This window comes from Vagococcus acidifermentans, from assembly GCF_003987655.1.
GTDB lineage: Bacteria > Bacillota > Bacilli > Lactobacillales > Vagococcaceae > Vagococcus_B > Vagococcus_B acidifermentans.
The window spans coordinates 24322-49901 of record NZ_NGKC01000015.1 but is presented as its reverse complement, the minus strand read 5'-3'; the positions used below and the strand labels follow the sequence as shown (position 1 = coordinate 49901).

Genomic DNA, 25580 nt, shown 5'->3' with positions numbered 1-25580 from the left:
CCATGTTTTATTTGAAATTAGCACTCTTGAATCTGAAAAAAAACAGCCGTACTTACGGTCCGTTTTTGCTGTCAATGATTTTTCTGATGGTGATGAATACAATCGTGCAGATTATCTTTAGAAATGACGGCATGTCGACACTGCCTGGGGCACAAAATGCAAAGTATATGTTTGGTCTCGGCAATTACATTATCGTTGTTTTTATCGTGGTGTTCTCTTTGTACGCCAACAGTTTTCTACTGAAACAGCGGAAAAAAGAGCTGGGTCTCTACAATATATTGGGACTCGGGAAACGTGAACTGGCCATCGTCCTTTTTTGGGAAACAATGATTTCCTACGTTGTGACGCTTGCGCTCGGTTTAACCATCGGCTCCGTATTTGCGAAAATCGGTTTCTTGCTGTTGAAAAAGATGACGGGCTTCGGGTCTGACTTTGTTTACAACTTCTCTTTTCCGGCAGTTTTGACCGTGGCGGGTACCTTTCTAGCAGTTTTTTTGCTGTTGTTTATCTGGAATGTCCTGCAGCTCAAATTCGTCAGTCCGCAGGCTTTGCTAAAAGGCAGTCAGCATGGCGAAAAAGAGCCTAAGGTGAAATGGTTGCTGGCACTTGCCGGGATTTTGTGTCTTGGTATGGGCTACGGGATATCTGTGACGATAGTATCGCCGATTGATGCGCTGAATCTTTTTTTCATTGCCGTGATACTGGTCATCATCGGAACGTATCTTTTATTTACAGCCAGCAGTATTGCAATATTGAAGCTGTTGAAAAACAATAAAAACTATTATTACCAGTTGAATCACTTTATCTCTGTTTCCAACATGATTTACCGGATGAAGCAGAACGCAGCCGGCTTGGCGAGTATTTGTATTTTGTGTACGATGGTCATGGTGACGGTGGCGACGACCGGCAGTTTATACGTCGGCACAGATGAGATGCTAAAAAATTTCAATCCTCATGATATCAGCATCACCACACGCAAAGACCATCAGACTGACGTCGAGCAGATGCTCCGCCAGCTTGCCAACCAACATCACCTGAAGTCAATTAAGGTCCGTGACATCACGACTTCTGAAGGACTTGCCCTGATAGGAAAAAAGGACGTCTATGAAGCATTGCTGCTCGAACAGGGCAATATGACGACAATCAAAAATACCGAGATGTTCTCGCTCATGACCAGTGAAGAGTACGAGCGGGTCACAGGCGAGCCGGCAGATATAGCTGATGATGAAGTATTTCTTTATGAGTACAGCGGTAAATATCCGGCAGATACGATAAAAATAGCCGGACATACATTCAAGATTGTTCACCGTATCAATGAGATGGATGCAATGCCAAAAGCTGAGTCTATCAGCGATGCGTTTCTTCTAGTTATGTCGTCAGAGGAACTTATCACCAAGTTGGCTGACGAGCTGTTCCCTGATGACGGATATTCAGCAGATGCCTTGTTTTCTACAATGGTTTATGCAGATTTTCAAGGCAAGGAAGAGGAGCGCTTAGCCTTTGCCAGGGAAATGAAACAATTCGTTACGGCTATGCCGGACAGTCCGAGCTGCACATCGATTGACATCGACCGTGAAAGTTCTAAGTCATTTACCGGCGGTTTCCTCTTTTTGGGCATGATTTTCGGTCTGATGTTTACTCTGGCGACAGGCATCATCATTTACTATAAGCAAATTTCCGAAGGGGTTCAGGACCAGCAGCGTTACGATATTATGCAGCGGGTCGGCATGAGCCATAAAGAAGTGCGTCAAACAATCAATTCTCAGGTGTTGATGGTATTCTTTTTTCCGATAGCACTCGCTGCACTTCATCTGGCATTTGCTTTTCCGATTATCCGCAAACTGCTGCTGCTTTTCGGCTTGGCAAATTGGCAGCTGTTCCTGTGGATTTCCGTCACGACCGTCCTGATATTCTTTGTCCTGTATTTGCTGATGTATTTCCAGACATCAAAGGTCTATTACCGGATTGTTGAGCGCATGCCGGGAACCTATACATTTTAGAGTGTCAATCAAACCAGCAGGACAAAGTTCCTGCTGGTTTGATTACGTTAATGGATGCGCACCTGTGATCAGAAAAGCGGCAGATAACCGATTATTCACATTTTTTTGAATTAGACGGATGCTTCACAGCTCCCTTAAACTGAAGATAAGCGATTGTGTAAAACAACAGACCTATTAAAATAAAAAGCATTGAAAAAGCGATGAGTGGTTCATACCAATGCCAAAGAAAGTAATGCCATAAAAAAGCGCTAAGCAAAATCAACAAACCAACGGTGGTATAAATAGTACCTGATAATATCATGGACAAAACCTCCTTTTTGTAAAGTGTATCATATCCTTTTGAGCAATATGATTCTTTTTTGTCCGAACTATGTTGCATTGGCTGATATAAAAATGTTGTGTTTATCAAACTGGGTTTTCATTCCGTGTCGGATTCCACAAAATATCCGTTTAATGTGTATAATAGAACTATAGAGACATGAGAGTGGTGAACATGATGAAGCGGATATGTTGGTTAGCTCTGTTGATAGGAATCTGGGTGACGCTGTTCAGCTGCAGCAGCCATCATGCGGAAGAAACAGTTTTGAAACAAGCAGAAAACGGTATTGTATCTGTTGTCACACTGCATCATAAGGGGGACAACGTCATAAAACAGTCGTTACGGACAGAAGTTCATTACGAAGACATCGGCTTGGCATCGAAGGAAGAAGCTGAAAAATATGTAACGACTGACACTGGTTTTTTTAAGTTAAGCTTCTCCAATATAAAGATGTTAAGGGAGTTGAGTATTCGGTCGTTTTTAATGACCATTATTTAGTAGAAGAGATGATACTGGATTTTAAAAAACTGGATTTTGAGAAGGTAATGAGCTTGAGAGGGATTTGGATAGCCGAGCAAGCTCCGGAAAATAAAAATGTCAGTTTGGCAGGAACTATCAAGATGCTGGAGGATGCAGGCTATCAAATAATAAAAAACAACAGACAGCGAGCCTTGAGTTTTGGGCTCTCTGTCTGTTTATAAGCAGTGAAGTTGCCTGATGCCGGTAATTTTTTTAGGGAAAGTATCCAGCAATTTTCCGTCAGCACAGATGGTGATAGTATCGCCCGGGCGGACAGTTGCGGCAAAATCCTGATTGCGGGCGACAACGAACTGGCTGCCTTTGTCGTCAATAAAAATGACGTAATGCTCAAACACACATGTGACTTTCCCTTTCAGTGAGAAAGGAGCTGGCTTCGTTCTGTTTTTCATGTGACGAGCCAAGACGACTAAACAAACAAAAATAAAACAGCCTGTATAAAAAAAGCAGACAATTTGTGCCATGTTCTAGACACCTCTTTCGTTGAACGGGCTGACAGATTAAAAATAGGGTGGGCTAATCAACACATCTATGATACGATATGTAAGTAAATTTAATTCAAGTTTTTTGAAAAAATAATGTAAAGTTTAGTCAGCGATGATACAGTGGTGGTGCTGCGCTCAATAGGCAGAACATTCTTACGATTCCACGCGCAATCTCCGCAGGGTGAACGGCTGCCTGACAGCTGGAAAGGACAGGACATACGATTATGACAAAAAGTATTGACGCATTTCATTTAAAACTCATTGCAATAGTTGCCATGCTGTTGAACCACATTGGCAATGGTTTTGATTTTATGAGTTTTTCCCCGCCACTTTTTTGGCTGACTGAATTTATCGGAAAATTGACTTTTCCGATTATGGCTTATTTGTTGGTGGAGGGGTTTCATTATACCAGAAACCGTTGGAAGTACGGTTTGCGTCTGGCTTTTTTTTCGTTAGTGTCAGTCGTGCCGTTTCACATTTATTTTGAAAACAACTGGCAATTCGAAGTGACTGACTTATTTAATAATGTGCTGTTCACACTGCTGATGGGGTTGTGCATGATGGCCGTATGCGAGCTGACGGACAACAGATTTTTACACGTCCTGATTGTGCTCTTTTTTATGTTGACAACGAGTCTTTCAGATTGGAATTTATTTGGTATTTTGATTATTTACTGGAATTACCGCATCAAAGATCCGCGCAAACGGGTTGTGCTGCCGATTGTCTATGTCATCCTGCTATTGGGACTGATGATGATTCCGGCAGTGGGGATGATGTCTGAATCGGAGATTTTTGATAATTTGTTTTATTTAACGACGATGACAGGGCTGTTTCTGACAATACCTTTATTGCTTCGCTATAATGGTCAGCGGGGATACTCGCCTAAGTGGGTCAAGTACGGGTATTATCTGTTTTACCCAGTACATTTGCTGATGCTCTATCTCATCCGGTCAGTGTTGTTTTAGCTTGTGAGTATCAGCTAAGAAGATGGTTGCTAGAAATGAGGGAATGTTATGCTTGGTACAGGAATAAACACGTTGGCTGTTTTAGTCGGCGGATTTGCAGGGTTGTTTTTAAAGAGCGGTTTAAAGGAATCATACCGTCAGGTGATTCATCATGCGTCTGCCTTATCTGTTTTATTTGTCGGTCTGTCGGGCGCCATCAGCAACATGCTTGACCCGTCGGCGAATGCTGTCTTGTTTATCATCAGTTTAGTTATTGGCGGAATCATTGGCACATGGCTGAATCTGGAGGAAAAAATGGCATCGTTGGGGGACGTGTTGGAAGACAAACTGAGTCAGTCGACACTGCGGGGTCAGTTTTCTGAAGGATTTGTTTCAGCATCGCTCCTATTTTGTGTCGGGAGCATGGCGATACTTGGCCCGCTGGAGAGCGGTATCAACGGCAATCATGATATTTTGCTGGCAAAAAGTGTGATTGACGGTATCGTGGCGCTTGTTATGGCGTCTACTTTGGGAGTGGGAGTGGTCTTTTCTGCGGTTTCGGTCCTTGTTTACCAAGGGGTGATTACGTTGTTGGCAGGGAGCTTGGCACCGTTTTTGTCTGCGGATATGTTGAGAGAGCTGTCAATCGTCGGCGGTATTTTGATTTTCTGTTTAGGGACCAATATGCTGAAGCTCACCCGCATCAAAGTCTCGAATCTTTTGCCGGCAGTGTTCGTACCGATTGTCTATTATTTGTTAGCCAGTGTGCTAGTTTGATTAGTCAAAAACCTCTTTTTTTATGGAGGTTTTTTTCGTGTGACCGTTTGTTGTCCCGGCGACTGGCAAGTTGTGAAAAAAAATATATTTATGGTACGATATAAAAAATAACTGTTTTCTGCAGCAAGGTTGCAGTTAGCACAGGTTTATAGCGAGGTTACTTATGAAAAAACGACTGAAATATTTTTTGGCAATTATTATCTTTATCATTTCTATTGTAAAATTACGTTCTGAATTGACAGCAATCAATTTTCGGGATGTGTTCCATGCCATTCAAAAGCAATCGGTTTTTTCCGTTGTGTCATTGGCAGCAGCCGGGTTGTCCGGCATTTTAATACTAAGTTTATATGATTTGGTGCTTGTCAGGTCTCAAAAGATGCCTGCCTTGAACCTTAAGACACTGAAAATCAGCTGGATTGCCAATTCTCTGAATGCCTTAATCGGTTTCGGTGGTGTTGTCGGCTTGACAGTCCGCTACAATTATTACCGCCAATATATCTCAGAGCGTGACAAAAGCCAGTTGAAGAAAAATATTTCCCTGTTAATGATGTCAATGATTACAGGTATCGGGGTCTTGTCAATACTAGTCATCAGCGGCGTGTTCGCACCTGCCCATCTTCTGGTGGAGCGTCCGTATTTAAAAGTCATACTGGGGCTTTTGGCATGTCTGCTGCCGGTTTTTCTCGTAGTAACAGTGCTTAAACCGCCGTTGCCGCAAGACCGCTGGTTGAGCGTGAAGTATACGCTGGTTTCCGCAGCGGACTATGCGCTGGCAGGTTTTGTTATGTTCTTGGCTTTGCACTTTGTCGGTGTGACCATCAACTTCTGGCAAATGGAAAGTATTTTCATTGTGGCAACGATTGCCGGTCTAATCAGTATGGTGCCGGGCGGTCTGGGAGCATTTGACGTGATTTTTCTGCTGGGCATGACCAATGAATTCGGACTGACTGACAGCGCCGTGCTGCTGGCGGTTGTGTTTTACCGGCTGGTTTATAATATTTTGCCGTTCATTTTGGGGGTCATCTTGTCAATCAGTGAATTCCAGGCAATTTTGACGGACAAACTGGCAGACCAAAAGCTGGTTCTTTTTTCACGGGAGTTTGGTTCGATTGTTGTGTCGCTGACTCGAAAAAGCATGAGCTATCTTGCTAGATTCGGCTTAATGATCATCTTTTTGCTGGTAGCTTTTTTCCATTCGCAAGATGCAGTCTTGGCGATGTACTTTAATGTCACTTCGCCGGAACACCGGCTGAACATGGTTATTTGCAGTTTGTATTTCGTATTCAGTCTGCTGATCGTTACCAATATTTTGGGAATTTATTACGGTTCGGCAGAATCATACCGCAATTTATGGCTTAAATTGCTGATAATTTTTTTCAGTCAGCTGGCCATCTCTGTGCAAGACAGGAGCTTTGTCGGGTTGTTTTTGACCATCATGCTGATGGGACTGCTGTTCTTCTCCAAAAATCTGATGCGCGTGTCCGTCACTGTCCGCCGCTGGCAGGAGCTGTTGCTGTGGGCCGTTGTGTTAATACTGCTTTTCGTGCAAATTGATGGTTTGGCGGCGGCTGTCGGCGGATTGGTACCAGGGGCAGAGCGGCTGATTGTTCCGGTCATGCTTGGTACCACGCTTGTCTGGTGTCTTTATGCTGTCGGTTCCCGGTTGTATTTGAGGCGGACTTTGCATTTCTCGGAGGTGTGCAGACAAGACGGCATGAGTTTAGATAAAGCAGACTATCTGGCGCTCGTTAAAGAGTACGGCGGCGACAGCCTGGCACATTTAGGGCTGTTGTCAGGCAATCAGGTCCTTGTAGACCTGACGCTGCAAAATGCGGTCATCTTTCAGGAGACGCCCTACTTTGTCATGATTCTCGGCGACCCGCAGGGCGATGAAGGGGAAGTGTTCAGTTTTATTCAGAAAATCAATGACAAGGCGCTGGAGGCAGGTAAGTATGTGATTTTTTATCAAGTATCTCCGCGTCACGTCAACGTGTATATCGAGCTGGACTGTGCGTTGTTTAATTTGGGCGAAGAAGGCGAAATCGACTTGTCTGAGTTCAAAATCACCGGTAATAAAGGCAAGCTGTTCCGCCAGCTGTTGAACAAGCAGGAACGCGCAGAGCTGACTTTTGCCATCGAAGAGCCGACCGATGCGCTGATAGATGAGCTGAAGCCGGTTTCTGACAGCTGGCTGGGCAACCGGCATGAGATGACGTTTTCGATAGGTAATTTTGATGAAACCTATCTTCGTGCGGCCAATGTGGCAACAGTGCGGGATAAGCACGGCAAGCTGCAGGGGTTCGCAACGCTCATGCCGAGCTATACAAAAGAAAGTATGTCTGTTGACCTCATTCGCTGGCAAGAGCCGGAAGCTGTGCCGATGATGGATTTGTTGTATTTGCAGATGCTGCTGTGGTCGCAAGAACAAGGCTACCGCACTTTTAATATCGGTATGGCGCCGCTGTCCAGTTCTTACGAGAAGACAAACGGATTGCTGAATGCCATGACCAGCAGTATTTATCAGCATTCTTCAAGTATGTATTCGTTTAAAGGCTTGCGCAACTACAAACAAAAATTCAGACCGAAGTGGCAGCCGAAATACTTGATATACCCGAAACGCATCTCGGTGTTGACGGCGTTGTACCAAAGTTACCGCGTGATTCATCCAAAATAAAAAAAGCCCCTCCGGCTATATACTGGAGGGGCTTGAGTCATTGGGTCAAGTACAATTAGTCAATTGCGATACTGGAGTCGGTTTGTTCTTTCTTTTCTTTCGGCAGGATAATCGTCAGCTCGCCTTTATCATAGGAGGCTTTGATGTCGGAGGCTTTGACATTCGGCAGACGGTATTGTCTGTGGATAGTACCATAGTGACGTTCGCTGCTGATGACACGTCCTTCATCATCTTTGGCCTCTGAAGCAACATTACGTTCTGCCTGAACGGAAAGGACGTCATTTTTAAAATCAAGTTTGATGTCTTTTTTGTCCATGCCCGGCAAATCAATGCTGACTTTGTATTCATCGTCCTTTTCAACGATATCGGTCTTCATATGGCCGTCCCAACCAAACGATTTGAAAAAGTTCTTGCCAAAATTACCAAAAAAATCATCAGGAATAAAATCATCAAAGTCGCGTCTTCTCAAGTCGTGAACCATAAGTCATCTCTCCTTAATAATTTATCCTTACAACTTTATTGTAGTCTTGATTCGGCAATTTTTCAAATAAAACCCTTTTTATGTTCCGGAAATGGACTTATTGCGCCCTTTTTACCCATTTTAACAAATGCTGTTTGAACGGGATGCGGCGATAAATCAGAAAGTCTGTCAAAACATAGACCATTGCCCCAAACCCCAGTGTTTTTGCCGTGATACTGAAGAAACTGCCAGGTGTCTCAAAAGACAGCGGGAACAAATATCTGACATGGCGGTCGAGACGGAACAGCATCACCGTGTAGATGACGATTAGGAGCTGCATCGGTTTCCTCAGTTTGTCAAACATAAGGTAGTTGCCGTTATTTTCAAGTGACAGCCGCTGATACAGCGCGGCACCGGCCAACAAGCAGCCGCCGCTGAGCAGAAGCGGCAAGGCGACTTCTCCGGGGTGCACCACACGCGGTTGAATCGCCGGTGATGTCAGCATGTTGATGAACGGCCACAGCTGATTTGTTTTCTCATAGTATGCTGCGATTTGTTCCGAAGCAGCATACAATTGTGACGTGAACATGCCAAACGTGACGAAGAAAAAGGCGATGGTGCCGAGCCCGCTGATCCATTCCCCCAGCACCAGACCGAGCAGTGATGCGGCGATGAAAGTTGTCGCAAGGGCAAGCACATTGACGACCACTGACGGCATCAACTCCATTAAACCGGCATTCAAGTATTTCTCAGGGATGTTGCGTAATAATATCGCCAGATAGACGATTTTGCTGATAATCAGCGACAGTATGAATGTGCCTGTCACGAGCAGGTGTTTCATAAAATAGATACTCTTTTTTGAAAAACGCGATGAGAAGAGCAGTGTATTGAAATGCGTCTTCAAGTCAAACATAAAGAGCAGGCAGCCGGCAATGGCAGCGACTAGTGCAGTCGTATAAAAATAGCCTCCGGTCAAATCATAGCTGTAAAATCCCGACTCATTGAAAACTGTTGCGTTAAAATCGACATATTCCTGATAGCTGTTTGTGTAGACTTCCTCGCCGTTTTCTTTCGAGTAGAGGTATATTTTTCCGTCCTGTTTTATTTCTTCATCTTCATTGAACATCTTTTTAAACTCATCGGAGTGATAGTAAGAATAAGCCAGCTTCCAGTCCCCGACAAACGTCGCCGATACATATACGGCGTTGCCGACCAATACAACGAGCAGCAGCACCATCATCTTCCAATACCTGCGCAGCAGCAAGTGAGCTAGTCCGTTATTCATGAATTTCCCCCTTTATTTGTCAAACAGCACATAATCGCTGTCTTTCGTTAAATTAGCGGCAAACAAATCTTCCAACGTAATCGGCATTTCTTCGAACAAAGCAGGTTCAAGCTGTAAGATTTCTTGTTGGAGTTCTTCTGTCAGGTCCTCAAAGATTCCGATAATCACACGCCCTTGGACTTGAATGATGCGGCAGTTTTCTTTGATAACAGCAGGCACTTCTTTTTTGCGGAAAACCATTTGGAACTTGCGGGATGTTTCGCGGATACGTTCCAGATAGTAGTCCCTGACAAGAGTTTGATTTTTCAAAATCAGCACGTGGTCGATGATGTCTTCCAGCTCCGGCAGATTATGGGAAGAAATGATGATGCCCCGCTGATGCGTGCTGACTTCATTCAGCACCAGTCTCATGACTTGTTTTTTGATAATGATATCCAGACCGTCAAACGGTTCATCCAGCAAGATGTAGGAAGCATTGCTCGAAAAGGCTGTGATGACGCTGATAAGCGCCTGCATTCCTTTTGAAAAGCGCTGAAATTTCAAATCGGGCGCAAGCTGGTGTTTCTTCAACAACGCAAAATATTTTTCTGTGTCAAATTGCTCAAAAAACAAGCGGTAGTAAGCGGCGATTTGCTTAGGCGTCAGCCCGGCAATAAACAAATGCTGGGTATCAAGATAGAATATTTCCTGATAGCTTTTCGGCTGTTCATCAATATTTATTCCGTTAATTGAAACAATCCCGCTGTCTTTGGCATAATGATTGGCGATTGTCCGGAAGAGAGTGGTTTTGCCGGTGCCGTTGCGCCCGATCAAGCCGACGATTTCACCGGCTGAAACGGAAAATCCAATGTGCTCGAGTATGGCTTGCCTGTCGATTTGTTTATTAAGATTCTTCACTGTCAGTGTCATGGTTAGGTCCTCCAAACTGTTCTACAGCGTCTTCGATCCACTGTATCATTTCTTCTTTTCCGACTTTGATGTAAAAAGCTTCGATGACCAGCTCTGTCAGTTTCTTTTTCAGCATTCTGACGTCCAGCTCGTTGCGCAAGACCGGTTCTGTCTGTTTTACAAAAGTGCCTTTGCCTTGCACCGTTTCGATGATATCCTGGTCTTCCAAAATACCGTACGCTTTACTAATCGTATTTGGATTCAGCAACAGTTGGTTGGCCATCTCGCGAATCGACGGTATTTTGTCGCCGGGAAGCAGGGCGCCGTGCAGAATACTTTCCTTCACACCGAACACGACTTGTTCATATATCGGTTTGCTGGAATCTTTTTTAATCTGAATCACGAAAGCAGTCTCCTTTAAATCATTATGTGTACTAGTATACATAGAACACTTGTATCTGTAAAGGCGCCCTTTAACATGTATTAAAACACGAACATTGTCTTAAAAAATTCAATTTTAATTCATTATTTTATTGAATTTAATGGTGCAACTGGTTATACTTTACTATGGAATCATAAATAACGAACAAATCGCAAAGGAATGATGGTAAACGTATGGAAAAGTTTTTTAGGTTGAAAGAAAACAAAACAACTGTCGGGACGGAAGTTGTGGCGGGATTTACGACCTTTTTTGCAATGAGTTATATTTTATTTGTTAACCCGTCGATTTTATCTCTGTCGGGCATGCCGTTTCAAGCTGTTTTTCTTTCCACGATTATTGCGTCTGTCGTGGGTACGCTGGTGATGGGCCTGTTTGCGAATGTGCCTTACGCACAAGCGCCGGGGATGGGATTGAACGCCTTTTTCACCTTCACTGTGGTCATGGGGCTAGGTTATACGTGGCAGCAAGCTCTGGCAATGGTTTTTTTATGTGGTCTTATCAATATTTTAATTACAGTGACTAAATTCAGAAAACTGATCATCAAATCAATTCCTGAAAGTCTGCAAAGTGCCATCGGCGGCGGGATTGGTATATTTGTTGCGTACGTCGGCATTAAAAATGCGGGCCTGCTGGAATTTACTTCCGATGCCGGCAGTATCAAATCAGCAGTAGTTGAAGGCGATACAGTCGTCAACGTGGTGACTGGCGGCGGCATCGTACCGGCTTTGGCAAACTTCGACAACATGCCGATTTTACTGGCTGTTATCGGACTTGTTATTACATCGGTGTTAGTTGTGAAAAATGTCCGGGGAGCCATCCTGATCGGGATTATCGTGACATCGATTCTTGCGGTACCGATGGGGGTCGTTGATTTATCAGCTGTTGACTTTGCAGAAAATTCATTGGGCAATTCCGTCAAGGAACTGGGTACAACGTTCGGTGCGGCATTCGGTCCGGAAGGGCTGCCTTCACTGTTCACAGATGTATCCAAAATTCCGCAAGTCCTGCTGACAGTACTGGCGTTCAGTTTGTCTGATGTGTTTGATACAATCGGGACATTTATCGGCACAGGCCGCAGAACGGGGATTTTCAGCAAGGAAGATGAAGAAGCTGTGGAATCCGGCAGAGGCTTCAAATCAAAAATGGATAAAGCTTTGTTTGCGGATGCGATTGCAACATCTGTTGGTGCGGTATTCGGTACATCGAATACAACAACTTTTGTGGAAAGTGCCGCAGGGATCGGCGCCGGCGGACGTACCGGGTTGACTTCTGTTGTGGTAGCGATTCTTTTCTTGCTCAGCAGCTTCTTGTCGCCGATTGTCGGAGTTGTTCCAGCTCAGGCTACTGCACCGGCATTGATTCTGGTCGGTGTTATGATGATGGCTTCCTTTAAAGACATCAACTGGATTGATTTGGAAGATGCGATTCCGGCATTCTTTACGTCTATTTTCATGGGACTGTGCTACAGCATATCTTACGGGATTGCTGCCGGATTTATTTTCTACGTGATTGTTAAAGTAGTAAAAGGCAAGACCAAACAGATTTCCCCTGTGTTATGGGCGGTAACAGCGCTGTTTCTACTGAATTTTATCGTGATTGCTTTTTTAGGTAAATAAGTTGTTATAGAGAAGATGCCGAAAAACGGCATCTTTTTTTGTCTGGCAATCTTTTCTTTGCATATGTGCCAAGTAGTGTATAATAAACGGTGAACGATAATAAAATGAGGCGAATGGTAAATGAAAATAAATTGGAAGAAAAATTTGTATGTTGCATGGATTGGCTGTTTCTTTACGGGGGCAAGTATTAGTTTGGTCATGCCGTTTATTCCAATTTATATTGAACAGTTAGGCGCACCGGCTAACAGAGTTGAGTTTTATTCAGGTTTAGCTATCAGTGCAACGGCTCTTTCAGCAGCGATCGTGTCGCCGATTTGGGGGAACTTGGCCGACAGAAAAGGTCGGAAACTGATGATGATCCGCGCTGCGGCGGGGATGACGATTACCATGGGGGCGCTCGCTTTTGTGCCGAATGTTTACTGGCTGCTGTTTATGCGCTTTTTAAACGGCATACTGGCAGGCTATATTCCCAATGCCACCGCTATGATTGCCTCCCAGGCACCGATGGACAGAAACGGCTGGGCGCTGGGCACGCTGGCAACGGGGTCTGTCGCGGGTAATCTGATTGGTCCGTCAATGGGCGGTTTTTTGGCGGAGCTGTTCGGGATGCAAAATGTATTTATCATTACCGGGCTGATTCTTTTGATTACGACTGTGCTGACCATTGTCTATGTGAAGGAAGATTTCAAACCTGTTTCCAGAAAGAACATGCTGCCGACGAAAGAAGTCTTTCAGCAAATCACCCGTCCCGGTGTGCTGATTGGTATGTTTGTCACTACGCTGATTTTACAAATCGGCATGACCAGTATCAGTCCGATTCTGACACTTTATATTCGTGAATTGGGCGGCAACACCGGCAATATTTTGTTTATCAGCGGATTGATTGTGTCTGTCTCAGGGGTGTCGGCATTTGTCTCGGCGCCAGTACTTGGGAAAATCGGCGATCATGTGGGCAATCAAAACATTTTGTTTTTCGGACTGGTGCTGGCAATGATCTGCATCTTGCCGATGTCGATTGTGCAGACGCCGTTTCAGCTGGGACTGCTGCGTTTTGCGATGGGATTTTCAACAGGGGCGCTCATGCCTTCCATCAACACGCTTATCAGCAAAATCACACCGGTTGAAGGGGTGAGCCGGATTTTCAGCTTTAACCAGATGTTTACCAATCTGGGGCAAGTCGCCGGACCGCTGATCGGGTCAGCGATTGCCAACGTCATGGATTACCGGGCAGTGTTTCTGATTACCGGACTGCTGATAGGATTGAACATCCTGATTACGGTCGGTGTCTTCAGAGGGGAACTGTTTAAAATAAGAAAGACACACATGTAATGATTTGACAGCCTGACTGCCGGCTCCTTTCGGACCGCTGTTCAGGCTGGTATCAACACATGTGTGTCTTTTGTATTGTGCGCAAGATTACTGATGCTCTTTTTCCGGTTTGCTTGCTTCGCCGATTAAAATAACAACTAGGGCGGTCAATAAGGAAACAATCAGTGATTGTAAAAAGTCGTATGATCCATGAGTCAGGGAGCCACCTATGAAGCTGACAATCTGACCAAGTATAGCGGCCCAAACAAATACAGCTAATTTATCCATCAGGAACACCTCTTTTCATTGGCTAGTGTACCAATTTTTTCTTAAAAAGTAAAGATACGGGAAAGAAATATCAAAACCGGCAGAAGAAGTTAATCATTCATCATCAGAGGCACTCTATGCTATAATGAATTCTGAAAGAAAGGCGGGAAAGGCATGGGTATTGGACAGCTGCAAATGCTGACAGCATATTCGCTGCTGGCAAGCACTAACCGAATTGACGAACTGGTGGCAAAAAGCAAAGCATACGGCTATGAGGCGATTGCCATCACTGATATCAATGCGATGCACGGGGCGGTGGAATTTTACCGTGCGTGCCGCAAGGAAGATATCCGCCCCATTTTGGGGCTGACCCTCGAATACCAGTCTGCGCATGTTTCAGATGAGGTGTTTCGCATCATCCTGCTGGCTGAAAATGTGCACGGGTATCACCAGCTGATGAAAATCTCAACGGCGAAGATGGAACAATCGCCGTCAGACACTTTTCAGCTGCGCGACATTGCAGATTTTCTCGAGGACGTCATTGTCATCGTGCCTCAGCACCGCAGCGAGTTAGGTGCGGCAGCTGCAGGCGGCTATCAGGACAAACTGCCTGATTTGCTGGCGGAATGGGAAGAATTGTTTGCCGATGTGCCGGTATACGGCGGTGTTGCTGTACACCGTGACGAAGATGCGGCACGAGAACAGTGGGTGGATTTTTGCGACAGCCGGCATATCCCGCTGGCGGCTGTCCAGGATGTCCGTTATTTATACCCGAGCGATGATTTTTCTGTCAAAGTTTTGTCCCACATCCAGCAGGGCACTCAGCTGTCACTTGATATGACCGACCAAACGGGACCGTATTATTTGCCGACTGCTGATGAGATGGCTGCAAAATTCAAACGGGCGGGACTGGACAGGGCGCTTGATAACCTTGAACAAATTGTAGCTGCCTGCCAAGTGGAGCTGCCGCTTCATCAAAAGCTGCTGCCCGAATTTCCTGTACCGGAAGGCGAGACGGCACACAGCTATTTGCGGCGGCTGTGCGAAACGAATTTGCCGCTGCGGATTGCGGATGCCGGAGCGGACTATCATGAACGGCTTGACATGGAACTGTCGGTCATTCATGACATGGGTTATGACGATTATTTTCTGATTGTCTGGGACGTGATGGCGTATGCCCACAGCCGGCAGATTGTGACAGCCTGCCGCGGGTCGGCGGCGGGGTCGCTGGTGTCGTACGTTCTGTCAATTACGGATGTCGACCCGATTCAGTATGGTCTCTTGTTTGAGCGGTTTCTAAACAAGGAACGCTACACGATGCCCGATATTGATATGGATATTCCGGATAATCGGCGTGACGAGCTGCTGCAATACGTCAACCGCAAATACGGGCACCATCACGTCGCCCAGATTGCCACGTTCGGCACGCTGGCGGCGAAGATGGCTTTGCGGGATGTCACGCGTGTGTTCGGTTTGTCTCAATCTGAGGCGAACCAGTGGTCTAATGCCGTGCCGAATGTGTTGAAAATCACGCTGCAGGAAGCTGTCCGTTCGTCGAGAAAGCTCCAGCAGCTGGTTGAAACATCTGACCGCAACCGTCTGCTGTTTGACACAGCTTGTGCGATTGAAGGTTTGCCGCGGCATGTGTCGACGCACGCAGCCGGCGTGGTCATCAGCGACCGGGACTTAACACAGCTGATTCCGCTGCAGGAAGGTGCCAACGGTATTCCGCTGACCCAGTTTGCCATGGGAGATGTTGAGGCAATCGGCCTGTTGAAGATGGATTTTCTCGGTCTGAGAAACTTGTCGATTATCGGCGACACGTTGACGTCCATTGAGAAAAGACATGGCAAACGCATCGACATCAAACAGATTCCGTTGGATGATGAGCAGACGCTGGCGCTTTTCCGCCGGGGCGATACGGTCGGGGTCTTTCAGTTTGAATCAGCCGGCATCAAAAATGTGCTGAGGAAGCTGCAACCCACCTCCATTGAAGACATTGCTTCGGTGAACGCGTTGTATCGTCCGGGACCGATGGAAAACATCGATTTGTTTATCAAACGCAAGCACGGCAAAGCACCAATCAGCTACCCCCATGAAAACTTGAAGTCGATTTTGGATGTGACATACGGCATCATTGTTTATCAGGAGCAAATCATGCAGGTGGCTTCAAAGATGGCTGGTTTCACCCTTGGACAGGCAGATATTTTGCGGCGTGCAATCAGCAAAAAGGAGAAGGACGTGCTTGACAGGGAGCGTCAGCATTTTGTCGAAGGATCGCTTCAACAAGGCTACTCGGAAGCGGTGGCCAATCAAGTGTATGATTACATCGAACGGTTCGCCAATTACGGCTTCAACCGCTCGCATGCGGTCGTTTATTCGGTGATTGCCTACCAGATGGCTTATTTAAAAGTGCATTATCCGTCCTCTTTTTTTGCATCACTGCTGCACTCTGTCAGACACAATCTGCCGAAAATCAAGGAATACATTGCTGAAGCCAAACGGTTCGGCGTGACAGTGGACGCACCGGACATTAACAAGAGCGACTACAGCTTTTACCTGAATCAAAACAGTATTTTGTTCGGATTCAGTTCATTGAAAGGCATGCGGCGCGATTTCATTCAAAACATCCTTGCTGTGCGCCGGGAAGGCGGGCGGTATAAATCGCTGGACAACTTTTTGCTGCGGATCGACCGGAAATGGTTGAAAGAAGACAACATCTTGCCGTTGATTCATGTCGGGGCTTTTGACAGTCTTCACAGCAATCGGAAGCAGCTGGTGATGGAGCTGGACGGCCTGATTCGCAATATTCAGTACAGCGGCGGCAGTATGGACCTGCTGGATATGCTGACTTTGAAAAAAGAGCCGGTTGCCGACTATTCAATGGAAGAAAAGTTAAAGCAGGAAGAACATTATTTAGGCACTTATTTATCAGGGCATCCGGTCGATGAGTACAAATTTTTGCGCTTGCCGCTGGGGATTCAGTCGATTAACCAGATTGTTGAAGGACAGCAGGCTGCGTTGTTGCTTTATGTTAAAAATGTGCGCAAGATTCGCACGAAAAAGGGAGAGTCGATGGCATTTGTCGAGGGCGATGACGATACCGGCGATTTGTCTGTGACGGTGTTTCCGAAATTATTTCGGCAAATCGGCATGCAAGTTGAGATGGAGCAGGTTTATGTGGTGACCGGAAAAGTGGAGCGGAGCCGCTACAATCAAAACATCCAGCTGATTGCCGAGACATGCCGGCCGGCCGCTTCTTTCGAAGATAAAGTCGCACGCACAAAATGCTACCTTAAAATAGAAGAAACGAATGATACACCGACTGCTTTAAGACAGCTGAAAGATATTTTAATGCAGCACGGCGGAAATATCCCGGTTATCCTTTTTTATGAAAAAAACAACACGTCAGCTGTCCTGGACGAAAAATTTTGGGTGAACGACAGCGCCGAGCTGAAATCGGAACTGGGGCAATTATTACATGAAAGCCATGTAGTTTTTAAGTAAATAATCGTGATTAAAAACGGTTTTCAACATTTTTTCATCATTTTTTTCGTTTTACAAAGACATTTGATTGAAAAAATGGTAGAATGATTTTTGGATTAAAGTATTTTTTACATTTTATATAAAAATACATGATTATTATTGGTTGAGGTGAAAGAAATGAAGCGTATCGCTATTTTAACCAGCGGTGGCGACGCACCGGGCATGAATGCTGCGGTTCGAGCTGTAACAAGAAAAGCAATATATGAAGGAATGGAAGTTTACGGGATTAACTACGGGTATGCCGGACTAGTTGTCGGTGATATCCGTCGTCTGGATATTCCCGATGTGGGTGACATCATTCAAAGAGGCGGCACACGTCTGTTCTCTGCCCGCTACCCTGAATTTGCAACTGAAGAAGGGCAGCTGAAAGGCATCGAGCAGCTGAAAAAATTCGGAATTGAAGGATTGGTTGTTATTGGCGGCGACGGGTCTTATCACGGCGCAATGGCACTGACGAAACGCGGCTTCCCGGCAATCGGTATCCCGGGCACGATCGACAACGACATTCCGGGGACAGACTTTACCATCGGATTCGATACAGCAATCAATACTGTGCTGGAAAGTATCGACCGTATTCGTGACACCGCAACATCTCACGTCCGGACCTTCGTTATCGAAGTCATGGGACGTAATGCAGGCGATATTGCTCTTTGGGCTGGTGTTGCCGGCGGTGCGGATGACATCATCATCCCTGAGCATGAATTCGACATGGAGTCGGTTGCCAACAAAATTCGCGACGGCCGCGACCGCGGCAAGAAACATTGTCTGATTGTGTTGGCAGAAGGCGTTATGGGCGCCGAAGAATTTGCCGAACAACTATCAGAGTACGGCAACTTCCATACGCGTGTCTCGGTTCTCGGACATATCGTCCGCGGCGGTTCGCCGACGGCCCGCGACAGAGTTCTGGCCAGCAAATTCGGCGGCTACGCAGTTGACCTTCTGAAAGAAGGCAAAGGCGGTCTGTGCGTTGGTCTTTTGGACAATAAACTGGTTGCAGCGGACATTGTCGACACTTTGGAAAACAAGAAACACAACCCTGATTTAAGTTTGTATCAATTGAACCAAGCACTTTCTTTCTAATCGGTATTAAACAAATTTACATATAGGAGCGTTATGCATGAAAAAAACAAAAATCGTTTGTACGATAGGACCTGCAAGTGAGTCCGTAGACACACTAGTAAACTTGATGAATTCGGGAATGAACGTCTGCCGGTTGAATTTTTCGCATGGGGATTTCGAAGAACACGGCAACCGTATCAAAAACATTCGTGAAGCCAGCAAAATCACTGGCAAGACAGTGGCTATCCTGTTGGATACTAAAGGTCCGGAAATTCGTACACATGATATGAAGGATGGTAAAATCGACTTCAAAATCGGCGATGTCGTAAGAATTGCCATGGAACAAGTGGAAGGCACAAGAGAAAAATTCTCTGTTTCATACGCGGATCTGATTAATGATGTACATGTCGGCAGTCATATCCTTTTGGATGACGGCCTGATTGACTTAGAAGTGACTGACATTGATAAAGCAGCTAACGAACTGGTCACAAAGGTGCTGAATGAAGGCACACTGAAAAATAAAAAAGGTGTCAATGTACCAAACGTATCCATCAATCTGCCGGGTATCACTGAAAAAGATGCTGCTGATATCCGCTTCGGTATTTCCCAAGACATCGACTTCATCGCGGCAAGTTTTGTCCGCCGTCCAAGCGATGTGCTGGAAATCACGAAGATTTTGGAAGAGGAAGATGCAACGCACATTCAAATCATTTCCAAAATCGAAAATCAGGAAGGGATTGACAATATCGACGACATCCTGAAAGTTTCCGACGGCTTGATGGTTGCTCGCGGAGACTTGGGTGTTGAAATCCCGACGGAAGAAGTGCCGATTGCCCAGAAAGAATTAATCAAAAAATGTAACTTCCTTGGCAAACCGGTTATTACAGCGACGCAAATGCTGGATTCCATGCAGCATAACCCGCGTCCGACCCGTGCAGAAGCGTCTGACGTTGCCAACGCTATCTATGACGGTACAGATGCCATCATGCTGTCAGGCGAAACAGCTGCCGGTGATTACCCGGTAGAAGCAGTGCAGACAATGCACAACATTGCTGTCAGAACAGAAGGCGCATTGGTCGACCGTGATGCTTACACATTGAAACTGTTCAAGAAATCTGACATGACTGAGTCGATTGGTCAGGCAGTCGGTCACACGGCGAAAAATCTGGGTATTCAAACAATCGTTGCCGCTACGGAATCCGGTCATACAGCGAAAATGATTTCCAAATATCGTCCGAAAGCGCATATCGTTGCTGCAACATTTACGGAACAGCGTGCAAGAAGTCTGGCACTGTGCTGGGGTGTTTTCCCGTCAGTTATCAGCAAGCCTGAATCAACAGACGATATGTTCAATGAAGCAACGCGTCTGGCAAAAAGCACTGGTTTTGCCAAAGACGGCGACCTGATCATCATCACAGCTGGCGTACCAGTAGGTGAGAAAGGCACGACCAACTTGATGAAGATTCAGCTGATTGGCTCCAAACTGGCAGCAGGACAAGGTGTCGGCTCTGTTTCGATTTGCGGCAAAGCTGTTGTTGCAACATCAGCAGCAGAAGCCAATGCTAAAATGGAAGAAGACGGTATTCTAGTTGTCAGCACAACTGACAAAGACTATATGCCGGCTATCGAAAAAGCATCTGCCGTAATCGTTGAAGACGGCGGCTTGACGTCACATGCAGCAGTTATTGGTATTGCTACCGGCACACCAGTCATCGTCGGCGTAGACAAAGCAACAAAAGTTATCAAAGACGGCATGATTATCACTGCAAATGCGAAACACGGTGTGATTTACGAAGGTGAAACGTCCTTCATGTAAACCGCATCTGCTGTTGAAAACATCTTTCTGTAAAGAAAGATGTTTTTTTCTTTGCCGGAATCTGATAGAATGATTCTTACAACATAAAAATTCGGAATGTTCCGACGATTCAGGAGGGATTACGTGACTAATGAGTATTCGAAAGGGTATATCACGTTCAAAGAAGGTGTGAAGGCATGTGTGCCGACCATACTGGGCTATCTCGGCATCGGTATCGCGGCAGGCGTCGTTGGAAAAAGTTCCGGGTTGTCGCTGCTGGAAATCACGCTGCTGTCGGTTATCGTGTATGCCGGCAGCGCCCAATTTATTATCACCGGCATGCTGCTGATTCACAGCCCGGTGACAGCGATTGTTTTTACGACGTTTCTGGTCAATCTGCGACATTTTTTAATGAGTTTGTCGGTCGCAGATTATTTTAGAAAAGAAAAAATGCTGCCGTCCATCGGTATCGGCACGCTGTTGACAGATGAATCTTACGGTGTGCTGATGACAGCCATCATGAACCGGAAACAAGTCTCTGTCGCCTGGACCAACGGGTTGAATGTGACAGCTTATCTGGTTTGGATTTTGTCCACGATGCTTGGCGGTATTTTAGGCGAGTGGCTCCCTAACCCGGAAAAAATCGGCTTGGACTTTGCGCTGTCGGCCATGTTTATCGGGCTGATTGTATTGCAGGTGGAGCGGCCGATGCGCAAACGCACCAAGCAAACGGTCACAACTTTGCTGACGGTCATTGTCAGTTTATATGTGCTGATGCGCTGGCTGTCACCTGAGATGAGTGTACTGATTGCGACATTATTAGGATGTGGAATGGGGGTCATGCTGCATGATGACGATAAGTAAGTATGTGCTGCTGGTGATTTTGGGCAGCGGTCTCGTTACCTGGCTGCCACGCGTGCTGCCGTTTGTATTTGCCAAGCGTCTTGAATTTCCGAAAAAACTTAAAACGTTTTTGTCTTATATTCCGATGTGTATTCTCACTGCGCTGTTCGTGCAGTCGCTTTTGGTCACACACACAGACGGGTTTCCGACGCTCAACGTGGAAAATCTGCTGGCGAGTATCCCGACGCTTTTGGTGGGGGCGTTCAGCAGAAATTTGATGTGGACGGTGCTGACCGGAATTATTTCCATGGCAGTGCTGAGACTTCTCATGTAAGATTGCCCGCTGATATGGTATAATGGGGTGTCTAAAGAAAAAGAGGAGACTGACATGAGTCAATTAATTGGAACAGTATTTACAGCACTCGTCATTGACGAGAATGAACACTATTATTTTGTACAACAAGAGGGCGACACTTTCCGCCTGCGTAAATCAGAAACACCGTTGAAGCTGGGAGAGGCCGTTGAAGGCTTTGGCTATTACAATCAAAAACAACAGCTGGCATTTACGACGCAATTGCCCAAGATTGCTGTCGGCAAATTTGCTTTCTGCGATGTCGTGGATTCCCGCCGGGACCTGGGCGTCTTTCTCGATGTCGGTCTACCGGACAAAGACATCCCGCTGTCGCTGGATGAGCTGCCGGAAATGAAGACACTTTGGCCGAAAAAAGGCGACCGCTTGATGGTTGGTCTGCGGGTGGACGACAAGCACCGTTTGTGGGCGACTTTGGCTGAGGATGTTCAAATTGTCGCGACCAGCATGCCGGCTGATATTAAAAAGATGCACAATCAAAATATCACGGCGACTGTCTACCGGCTGAAGCTGGCAGGGACGTATGTGATTACCAGCGAGTCGCATCTCGGGTTTATTCATCCGTCGGAGCGCTATCAGGAACCGCGGCTCGGCGAAGTTGTGCAGGGACGGGTCATCGGCATGAGTCCGGACGGCGTGCTGAATATTTCTTTGAAACCGCGGGCGCATGAAGTGATTTCAGATGATGCCGCTATGCTGCTGACATTGTTGGAACAGTCACGGGACGGGCGTCTGCCGTTTACGGACAAATCGGCACCGGAAGACATCAAACAGGCTTTCGGCATCAGCAAAGGACAGTTCAAACGGGCGCTGGGATCTCTGCTCAAACAGCGGCTGGTCAAACAGGAAGACGGGTTTACAGTTCTGTTGAAGCCGGATAAATCTTCTAATTGAGAATGGTTGAAAAAGATGCGTGATTAATTTATAATAAATATAAATTAATCGTGCGTCTTTTACGCATAAATTATAATTATTATAAATAAGGTGTGAGATAGGCAATGACCCGACATGTACCAACACTGAAAAAAATCAAAGAACAGTTGCACGGAGCCAATTATAAACTGACTCCCCAGCGCGAGGCAACTGTGATGGTGCTGCTGGAAAATGAAAAAGACCATCTGTCAGCCGAAGAAATTTACATGCTGGTAAAATTGAAAAGCCCGGATATCGGTTTGGCGACCGTTTACCGGACGCTTGAAATGCTGACAGAACTGAAAATCCTTGACAAAGTAAATTTTAATGACGGCTTGGCACGCTACGACATGCGCAAAGAAGGCGCAAAACATTTTCACCACCATCTGTTGTGTTTGGAATGCGGCGACATTGAAGAAGTGGAAGATGATTTATTAGGCGATGTGGAACGGCTGGTCGAAAAGGAATTTCATTTTCTGGTAAAAGACCACCGCTTGACGTTTCATGGCGTCTGCCGGAAATGTCAGGAAAAAAACAACACTGCTGATTAGGACGTTTTGTGGTAAAAATCAAGGTTATAACCTTTAATTGGACGAAATCAAGGTTATAACCTTGATTTTTTTCGTTGTTCTGTTAAACTGACAGAGAAAGGGGTGCGTGATGATGTATGCGGCATTGATTGGTGATTTAGTGGAGTCAAAAAAACTGCCTGACCGCCAGTATGTTCAAGAGCAGTTGAAACAGATTCTGGCAGAGTTGAATCAGGAGTACAGCAGTGCTGTCGCCTCGAATCTGACTGTCACGCTGGGTGACGAATTTCAAGGATTATTTAAAACACCGGATGTTCTCTTGGAAATCGCAGATAAAATCAAGTTTCGCATGCTGCCGGTCAAAGTCAGGTTCGGCATCGGCTTTGGCGACATCACGACAGATATCACACGCGAGCTGAGCATTGGTGCAGACGGGCCGGCCTATTGGCATGCACGGGCGGCAATCGAGACTGTGCATGATACCGGCGGTCTGATGATTATTTGGGATGAAGACAGTCCCCTGCAGCAAGTGGTCAATGACAGCTTGGCATTGTGCGATTTTGTCGAGAGCCGCTGGCGTGACAGCCAGACGGCGTTAATCCGGGAAAGCATCCTGAATTTCGGGCATTCGCTGGATGTGTCGCAAGTCAAACTTGCCGAACTCTTGGGCATTACCACTCAGGCTGTCAATCAGCGCGTGCAAAGTACCGGTTACTATCAATACCTCGGCATGAAAAACAGTATTACCCGCAGTTTAAAAAAGGAGTGGGACAAGTGATGACGACCATGCTGCAGTTTTTCTTTATTTGCCACCTGCTTGGTGATTTTTACTTGCAGACAGACCGGCTTGCCGGGAAAAAACAAAAAAACTACCGCTATACGTTACAGCACTGCGTGATTTACAGCGTACCTTACCTCGTCGTTGCCCTGCTGGGGCGGACACGGCCCCTGCTTATGGCTGTGTTGCTGCTTGTCACCATCCATGCGGCCATTGATTTGTTGAAGTGTGCCGCAGAAAGACAGGGCGCATCGGCTAAAATCAAACGCCAGTACATCTATATTGCAGACCAGCTGCTGCATGTTGCAACACTTATCGGGGTGCATTTTTTCTTTAACCGGCAGCTGCCGGCAGTTGAAAACGTCGTCGCATCTTCAGTTGTTGCAATGACGTTGTTTCTCCTCGTGCTTTTGAAACCGACCAATATCACATTTAAAACGGTGTTTGCCAAATACCAGTACGTGCCGAAGCTGAATCAGATATCTGAACAGCTGGTTCAGCCTGCTGCTAGCGACCGGACGGTGGACGGTGCCGGGGCGCTGATTGGCAACATGGAGCGGATACTGATGGGCCTGCTTTTGTTGCTCCAGCAGTACGCCGCCATTGGGTTGATACTGACAGCCAAATCCATCACACGGTATGACAAGATTTCCAAAGACCAGGCATTTTCAGAATATTATCTCATCGGTACACTGTTCAGTGTGACCGTGACGTTCATTGCCTATCTGGTCATTTTTTCATTCCCGTGGCGCTGATGTCTGTGAAAAATACATACCGCCGGCAGCATTCGCGGTTTCAGCCGGAAACCGGAATCCTGCCTGCCGAAATGAACCGCGCCAACTCATTGGATTGGCGTTTTTTTGCGCGCAAAAAAACACTCCGGAGTTTCAATAGTGAGGTGAGTGAGACATCACAAAACTCAGGAGCGTTTAGAATGGATAATCATAGTTTATCACAAACGAATGAAAAAAGTAAGCATCAGGAAAACAGGTGCAGCTTTTACCGCAGAACAGAACTGTTTCTCTTGCACGTAGCCGATTTTTGAAAACGAAACTGTTTTCCGCCGCTGCGCCGGACTTACCAGTCAGCCAAAAAGCCGTAGGCAAGAGCCAATATTTCCCGCGCATACATCAGCACGGTTGAAGGATTGCGGGAGGGTGCAGGGATGCCGGATACCCGGTTAATCCCTAGACGTTTGGCCAGGAGCTTTGCACGGTAGAGGTGGAAATCGTTCGTCACTATCACCGTCTTGCCCAGTTCCCGCTTTGCCATCGCGTTAAGCAGGTTCTCTTTAGTCCGTGTTGAAGTGTCTTCTTTAATGAGCCGTTTGCGCTCGATTCCGCGGGTTATCAAATAGTCGGCCATCACATTGGCTTCTGTATCGGACTCATCAGGCCCTTGACCGCCGCATACGATAATAGTAGTCGCCCGATTGGCGAAAAGATACGGCAGGGCGGCATCCAGCCGTTCTTTCAGCGACTGGCTGGGGCGCGCCGGGGTGCCTTTGACTTGTGCACCCAATATCAGCAGAGTATCGGCATGATTGTCGGGCTGGCTGCGCGTGCCGGAAAGTATCAAACAAAAGATGATTGCTAAATACAACACACAGACGGCTGTCAGGACTAACAACAATGTCATCATCAGGCGTTCCCTCCTTCGAGCGGTCTTTGTGTCAATCATACACTATTCTCGGTTTTTTAGGTGACGGAACGCATTAAAAAGCACACGTCAATAATTTGGTGACG

General features: G+C 46.2%; 24 protein-coding genes and 1 pseudogene. 17 read left to right on the top strand and 8 right to left on the bottom strand.

Annotation, left to right across the window (positions count from 1 at the left end; translation table 11 throughout):
• Positions 1–2: 2 nt before the first annotated feature.
• A complete protein-coding gene (locus CBF27_RS11695; RefSeq protein ID WP_126814519.1) occupies positions 3–2000 on the top strand; it encodes an FtsX-like permease family protein in 1998 nt (665 codons plus the stop codon).
• Between the two features lie 91 nt (positions 2001–2091).
• On the opposite strand, the gene CBF27_RS11690 is transcribed toward CBF27_RS11695, so the two are convergent.
• Positions 2092–2301, bottom strand: coding sequence for a hypothetical protein (locus CBF27_RS11690; protein WP_126814518.1), 210 nt, complete (start codon positions 2299–2301; stop codon positions 2092–2094).
• Between the two features lie 192 nt (positions 2302–2493).
• Between CBF27_RS11690 and CBF27_RS14505 the strand changes: the two genes are divergently transcribed.
• Together CBF27_RS14505 and CBF27_RS14500 are read left to right on the top strand one after the other, a co-directional pair.
• The gene (locus tag CBF27_RS14505) at positions 2494–2817 is read left to right on the top strand and encodes a DUF1307 domain-containing protein (RefSeq protein ID WP_170175102.1); all 324 of its coding nucleotides are present in this window, start codon (positions 2494–2496) and stop codon (positions 2815–2817) included.
• 2 nt (positions 2818–2819) lie between these two features.
• Positions 2820–3020, top strand: a pseudogene (locus CBF27_RS14500) (hypothetical protein); the annotation flags it as partial.
• Here CBF27_RS14500 and CBF27_RS11675 read toward each other — a convergent pair.
• Positions 3015–3248 (bottom strand): hypothetical protein, encoded by a 234-nt coding sequence (locus CBF27_RS11675; RefSeq protein WP_148112299.1) that lies wholly within the window; start codon positions 3246–3248, stop codon positions 3015–3017. The pseudogene CBF27_RS14500 and the gene CBF27_RS11675 sit on opposite strands and share 6 nt — an antisense overlap.
• A 317-nt stretch (positions 3249–3565) precedes the next feature.
• Between CBF27_RS11675 and CBF27_RS11670 the strand changes: the two genes are divergently transcribed.
• From CBF27_RS11670 to CBF27_RS11660, 3 genes are all read left to right on the top strand, one after another.
• Positions 3566–4306 (top strand): TraX family protein, encoded by a 741-nt coding sequence (locus tag CBF27_RS11670; RefSeq protein WP_126814513.1) that lies wholly within the window; start codon positions 3566–3568, stop codon positions 4304–4306.
• 48 nt (positions 4307–4354) lie between these two features.
• On the top strand, positions 4355–5062 hold the full coding sequence (locus CBF27_RS11665) for a DUF554 domain-containing protein (RefSeq protein ID WP_126814511.1): 708 nt from the start codon (positions 4355–4357) through the stop codon (positions 5060–5062).
• A gap of 163 nt (positions 5063–5225) precedes the next feature.
• On the top strand, positions 5226–7736 hold the full coding sequence (locus CBF27_RS11660) for a phosphatidylglycerol lysyltransferase domain-containing protein (protein ID WP_126814509.1): 2511 nt from the start codon (positions 5226–5228) through the stop codon (positions 7734–7736).
• A 55-nt stretch (positions 7737–7791) separates the two neighbouring features.
• Here the strand turns inward: CBF27_RS11660 and CBF27_RS11655 are convergent, their stop codons facing one another.
• From CBF27_RS11655 to CBF27_RS11640, 4 genes are all read right to left on the bottom strand, one after another.
• A complete protein-coding gene (locus tag CBF27_RS11655; RefSeq protein WP_126814507.1) occupies positions 7792–8217 on the bottom strand; it encodes an Hsp20/alpha crystallin family protein in 426 nt (141 codons plus the stop codon).
• Positions 8218–8314: 97 nt separating this feature from the next.
• Positions 8315–9481 (bottom strand): hypothetical protein, encoded by a 1167-nt coding sequence (locus CBF27_RS11650; RefSeq protein WP_126814505.1) that lies wholly within the window; start codon positions 9479–9481, stop codon positions 8315–8317.
• 12 nt (positions 9482–9493) lie between these two features.
• A complete protein-coding gene (locus CBF27_RS11645; RefSeq protein ID WP_245986068.1) occupies positions 9494–10390 on the bottom strand; it encodes an ATP-binding cassette domain-containing protein in 897 nt (298 codons plus the stop codon).
• Complete coding sequence (locus CBF27_RS11640; protein WP_126814503.1) at positions 10365–10772, bottom strand: GntR family transcriptional regulator; 408 nt, start codon at positions 10770–10772, stop codon at positions 10365–10367. Before CBF27_RS11640 ends, CBF27_RS11645 begins: the two co-directional genes overlap by 26 nt.
• Before the next feature lie 212 nt (positions 10773–10984).
• Here CBF27_RS11640 and CBF27_RS11635 point away from each other — a divergent pair, with 212 nt between their 5' ends.
• Positions 10985–12427: an NCS2 family permease gene (locus CBF27_RS11635; protein WP_126814501.1), complete on the top strand. Its 1443-nt coding sequence runs from the start codon at positions 10985–10987 to the stop codon at positions 12425–12427.
• 120 nt (positions 12428–12547) lie between these two features.
• Positions 12548–13756 (top strand): multidrug efflux MFS transporter, encoded by a 1209-nt coding sequence (locus CBF27_RS11630; RefSeq protein ID WP_126814499.1) that lies wholly within the window; start codon positions 12548–12550, stop codon positions 13754–13756.
• Between the two features lie 87 nt (positions 13757–13843).
• Here CBF27_RS11630 and CBF27_RS11625 read toward each other — a convergent pair whose 3' ends face one another.
• The gene (locus CBF27_RS11625) at positions 13844–14023 is read right to left on the bottom strand and encodes a YjzD family protein (protein ID WP_126814497.1); all 180 of its coding nucleotides are present in this window, start codon (positions 14021–14023) and stop codon (positions 13844–13846) included.
• A 153-nt stretch (positions 14024–14176) separates the two neighbouring features.
• Here CBF27_RS11625 and dnaE point away from each other — a divergent pair, with 153 nt between their 5' ends.
• From dnaE to CBF27_RS11580, 9 genes are all read left to right on the top strand, one after another.
• Complete coding sequence (gene dnaE, locus CBF27_RS11620) at positions 14177–17509, top strand: DNA polymerase III subunit alpha (protein ID WP_126814495.1); 3333 nt, start codon at positions 14177–14179, stop codon at positions 17507–17509.
• A 156-nt stretch (positions 17510–17665) separates the two neighbouring features.
• Positions 17666–18628, top strand: a complete 963-nt coding sequence (pfkA, locus tag CBF27_RS11615; protein WP_126814493.1) for a 6-phosphofructokinase — start codon at positions 17666–17668, stop codon at positions 18626–18628.
• Between the two features lie 37 nt (positions 18629–18665).
• Entirely contained in the window at positions 18666–20423 is a 1758-nt protein-coding gene (pyk, locus tag CBF27_RS11610; RefSeq protein ID WP_126814491.1) for a pyruvate kinase, read from the top strand.
• A gap of 123 nt (positions 20424–20546) precedes the next feature.
• Positions 20547–21266: an AzlC family ABC transporter permease gene (locus CBF27_RS11605; protein WP_245986066.1), complete on the top strand. Its 720-nt coding sequence runs from the start codon at positions 20547–20549 to the stop codon at positions 21264–21266.
• Positions 21253–21579, top strand: a complete 327-nt coding sequence (locus CBF27_RS11600) for an AzlD domain-containing protein (protein ID WP_126814557.1) — start codon at positions 21253–21255, stop codon at positions 21577–21579. Before CBF27_RS11605 ends, CBF27_RS11600 begins: the two co-directional genes overlap by 14 nt.
• A 54-nt stretch (positions 21580–21633) precedes the next feature.
• A complete protein-coding gene (locus CBF27_RS11595) occupies positions 21634–22509 on the top strand; it encodes a CvfB family protein (RefSeq protein WP_126814487.1) in 876 nt (291 codons plus the stop codon).
• Between the two features lie 104 nt (positions 22510–22613).
• Positions 22614–23078, top strand: a complete 465-nt coding sequence (gene fur, locus CBF27_RS11590; RefSeq protein WP_126814485.1) for a ferric iron uptake transcriptional regulator — start codon at positions 22614–22616, stop codon at positions 23076–23078.
• A 109-nt stretch (positions 23079–23187) separates the two neighbouring features.
• Positions 23188–23835 (top strand): SatD family protein, encoded by a 648-nt coding sequence (locus CBF27_RS11585; protein WP_126814483.1) that lies wholly within the window; start codon positions 23188–23190, stop codon positions 23833–23835.
• Positions 23835–24590 (top strand): DUF3307 domain-containing protein, encoded by a 756-nt coding sequence (locus CBF27_RS11580; RefSeq protein ID WP_245986076.1) that lies wholly within the window; start codon positions 23835–23837, stop codon positions 24588–24590. Before CBF27_RS11585 ends, CBF27_RS11580 begins: the two co-directional genes overlap by 1 nt.
• A gap of 322 nt (positions 24591–24912) precedes the next feature.
• Here CBF27_RS11580 and CBF27_RS11575 read toward each other — a convergent pair whose 3' ends face one another.
• Positions 24913–25476 carry a YdcF family protein gene (locus CBF27_RS11575; RefSeq protein WP_245986064.1) on the bottom strand — a complete coding sequence of 188 codons (564 nt, stop codon included), beginning with the start codon at positions 25474–25476 and terminating at the stop codon, positions 24913–24915.
• Positions 25477–25580: the final 104 nt, after the last annotated feature.

Coding starts and splice junctions, on each gene's coding strand:
- CBF27_RS11695 (WP_126814519.1), top strand. CDS start 3: ATGTTTTATTTGAAATTAGCACTCTTGAATCTGAAAAAAAACAGCCGT.
- CBF27_RS11690 (WP_126814518.1), bottom strand. CDS start 2,301: ATGATATTATCAGGTACTATTTATACCACCGTTGGTTTGTTGATTTTG.
- CBF27_RS14505 (WP_170175102.1), top strand. CDS start 2,494: ATGATGAAGCGGATATGTTGGTTAGCTCTGTTGATAGGAATCTGGGTG.
- CBF27_RS11675 (WP_148112299.1), bottom strand. CDS start 3,248: ATGAAAAACAGAACGAAGCCAGCTCCTTTCTCACTGAAAGGGAAAGTC.
- CBF27_RS11670 (WP_126814513.1), top strand. CDS start 3,566: ATGACAAAAAGTATTGACGCATTTCATTTAAAACTCATTGCAATAGTT.
- CBF27_RS11665 (WP_126814511.1), top strand. CDS start 4,355: ATGCTTGGTACAGGAATAAACACGTTGGCTGTTTTAGTCGGCGGATTT.
- CBF27_RS11660 (WP_126814509.1), top strand. CDS start 5,226: ATGAAAAAACGACTGAAATATTTTTTGGCAATTATTATCTTTATCATT.
- CBF27_RS11655 (WP_126814507.1), bottom strand. CDS start 8,217: ATGGTTCACGACTTGAGAAGACGCGACTTTGATGATTTTATTCCTGAT.
- CBF27_RS11650 (WP_126814505.1), bottom strand. CDS start 9,481: ATGAATAACGGACTAGCTCACTTGCTGCTGCGCAGGTATTGGAAGATG.
- CBF27_RS11645 (WP_245986068.1), bottom strand. CDS start 10,390: ATGACACTGACAGTGAAGAATCTTAATAAACAAATCGACAGGCAAGCC.
- CBF27_RS11635 (WP_126814501.1), top strand. CDS start 10,985: ATGGAAAAGTTTTTTAGGTTGAAAGAAAACAAAACAACTGTCGGGACG.
- CBF27_RS11630 (WP_126814499.1), top strand. CDS start 12,548: ATGAAAATAAATTGGAAGAAAAATTTGTATGTTGCATGGATTGGCTGT.
- CBF27_RS11625 (WP_126814497.1), bottom strand. CDS start 14,023: ATGGATAAATTAGCTGTATTTGTTTGGGCCGCTATACTTGGTCAGATT.
- dnaE (WP_126814495.1), top strand. CDS start 14,177: ATGGGTATTGGACAGCTGCAAATGCTGACAGCATATTCGCTGCTGGCA.
- pfkA (WP_126814493.1), top strand. CDS start 17,666: ATGAAGCGTATCGCTATTTTAACCAGCGGTGGCGACGCACCGGGCATG.
- pyk (WP_126814491.1), top strand. CDS start 18,666: ATGAAAAAAACAAAAATCGTTTGTACGATAGGACCTGCAAGTGAGTCC.
- CBF27_RS11600 (WP_126814557.1), top strand. CDS start 21,253: ATGACGATAAGTAAGTATGTGCTGCTGGTGATTTTGGGCAGCGGTCTC.
- CBF27_RS11595 (WP_126814487.1), top strand. CDS start 21,634: ATGAGTCAATTAATTGGAACAGTATTTACAGCACTCGTCATTGACGAG.
- fur (WP_126814485.1), top strand. CDS start 22,614: ATGACCCGACATGTACCAACACTGAAAAAAATCAAAGAACAGTTGCAC.
- CBF27_RS11585 (WP_126814483.1), top strand. CDS start 23,188: ATGATGTATGCGGCATTGATTGGTGATTTAGTGGAGTCAAAAAAACTG.
- CBF27_RS11580 (WP_245986076.1), top strand. CDS start 23,835: ATGACGACCATGCTGCAGTTTTTCTTTATTTGCCACCTGCTTGGTGAT.
- CBF27_RS11575 (WP_245986064.1), bottom strand. CDS start 25,476: ATGATGACATTGTTGTTAGTCCTGACAGCCGTCTGTGTGTTGTATTTA.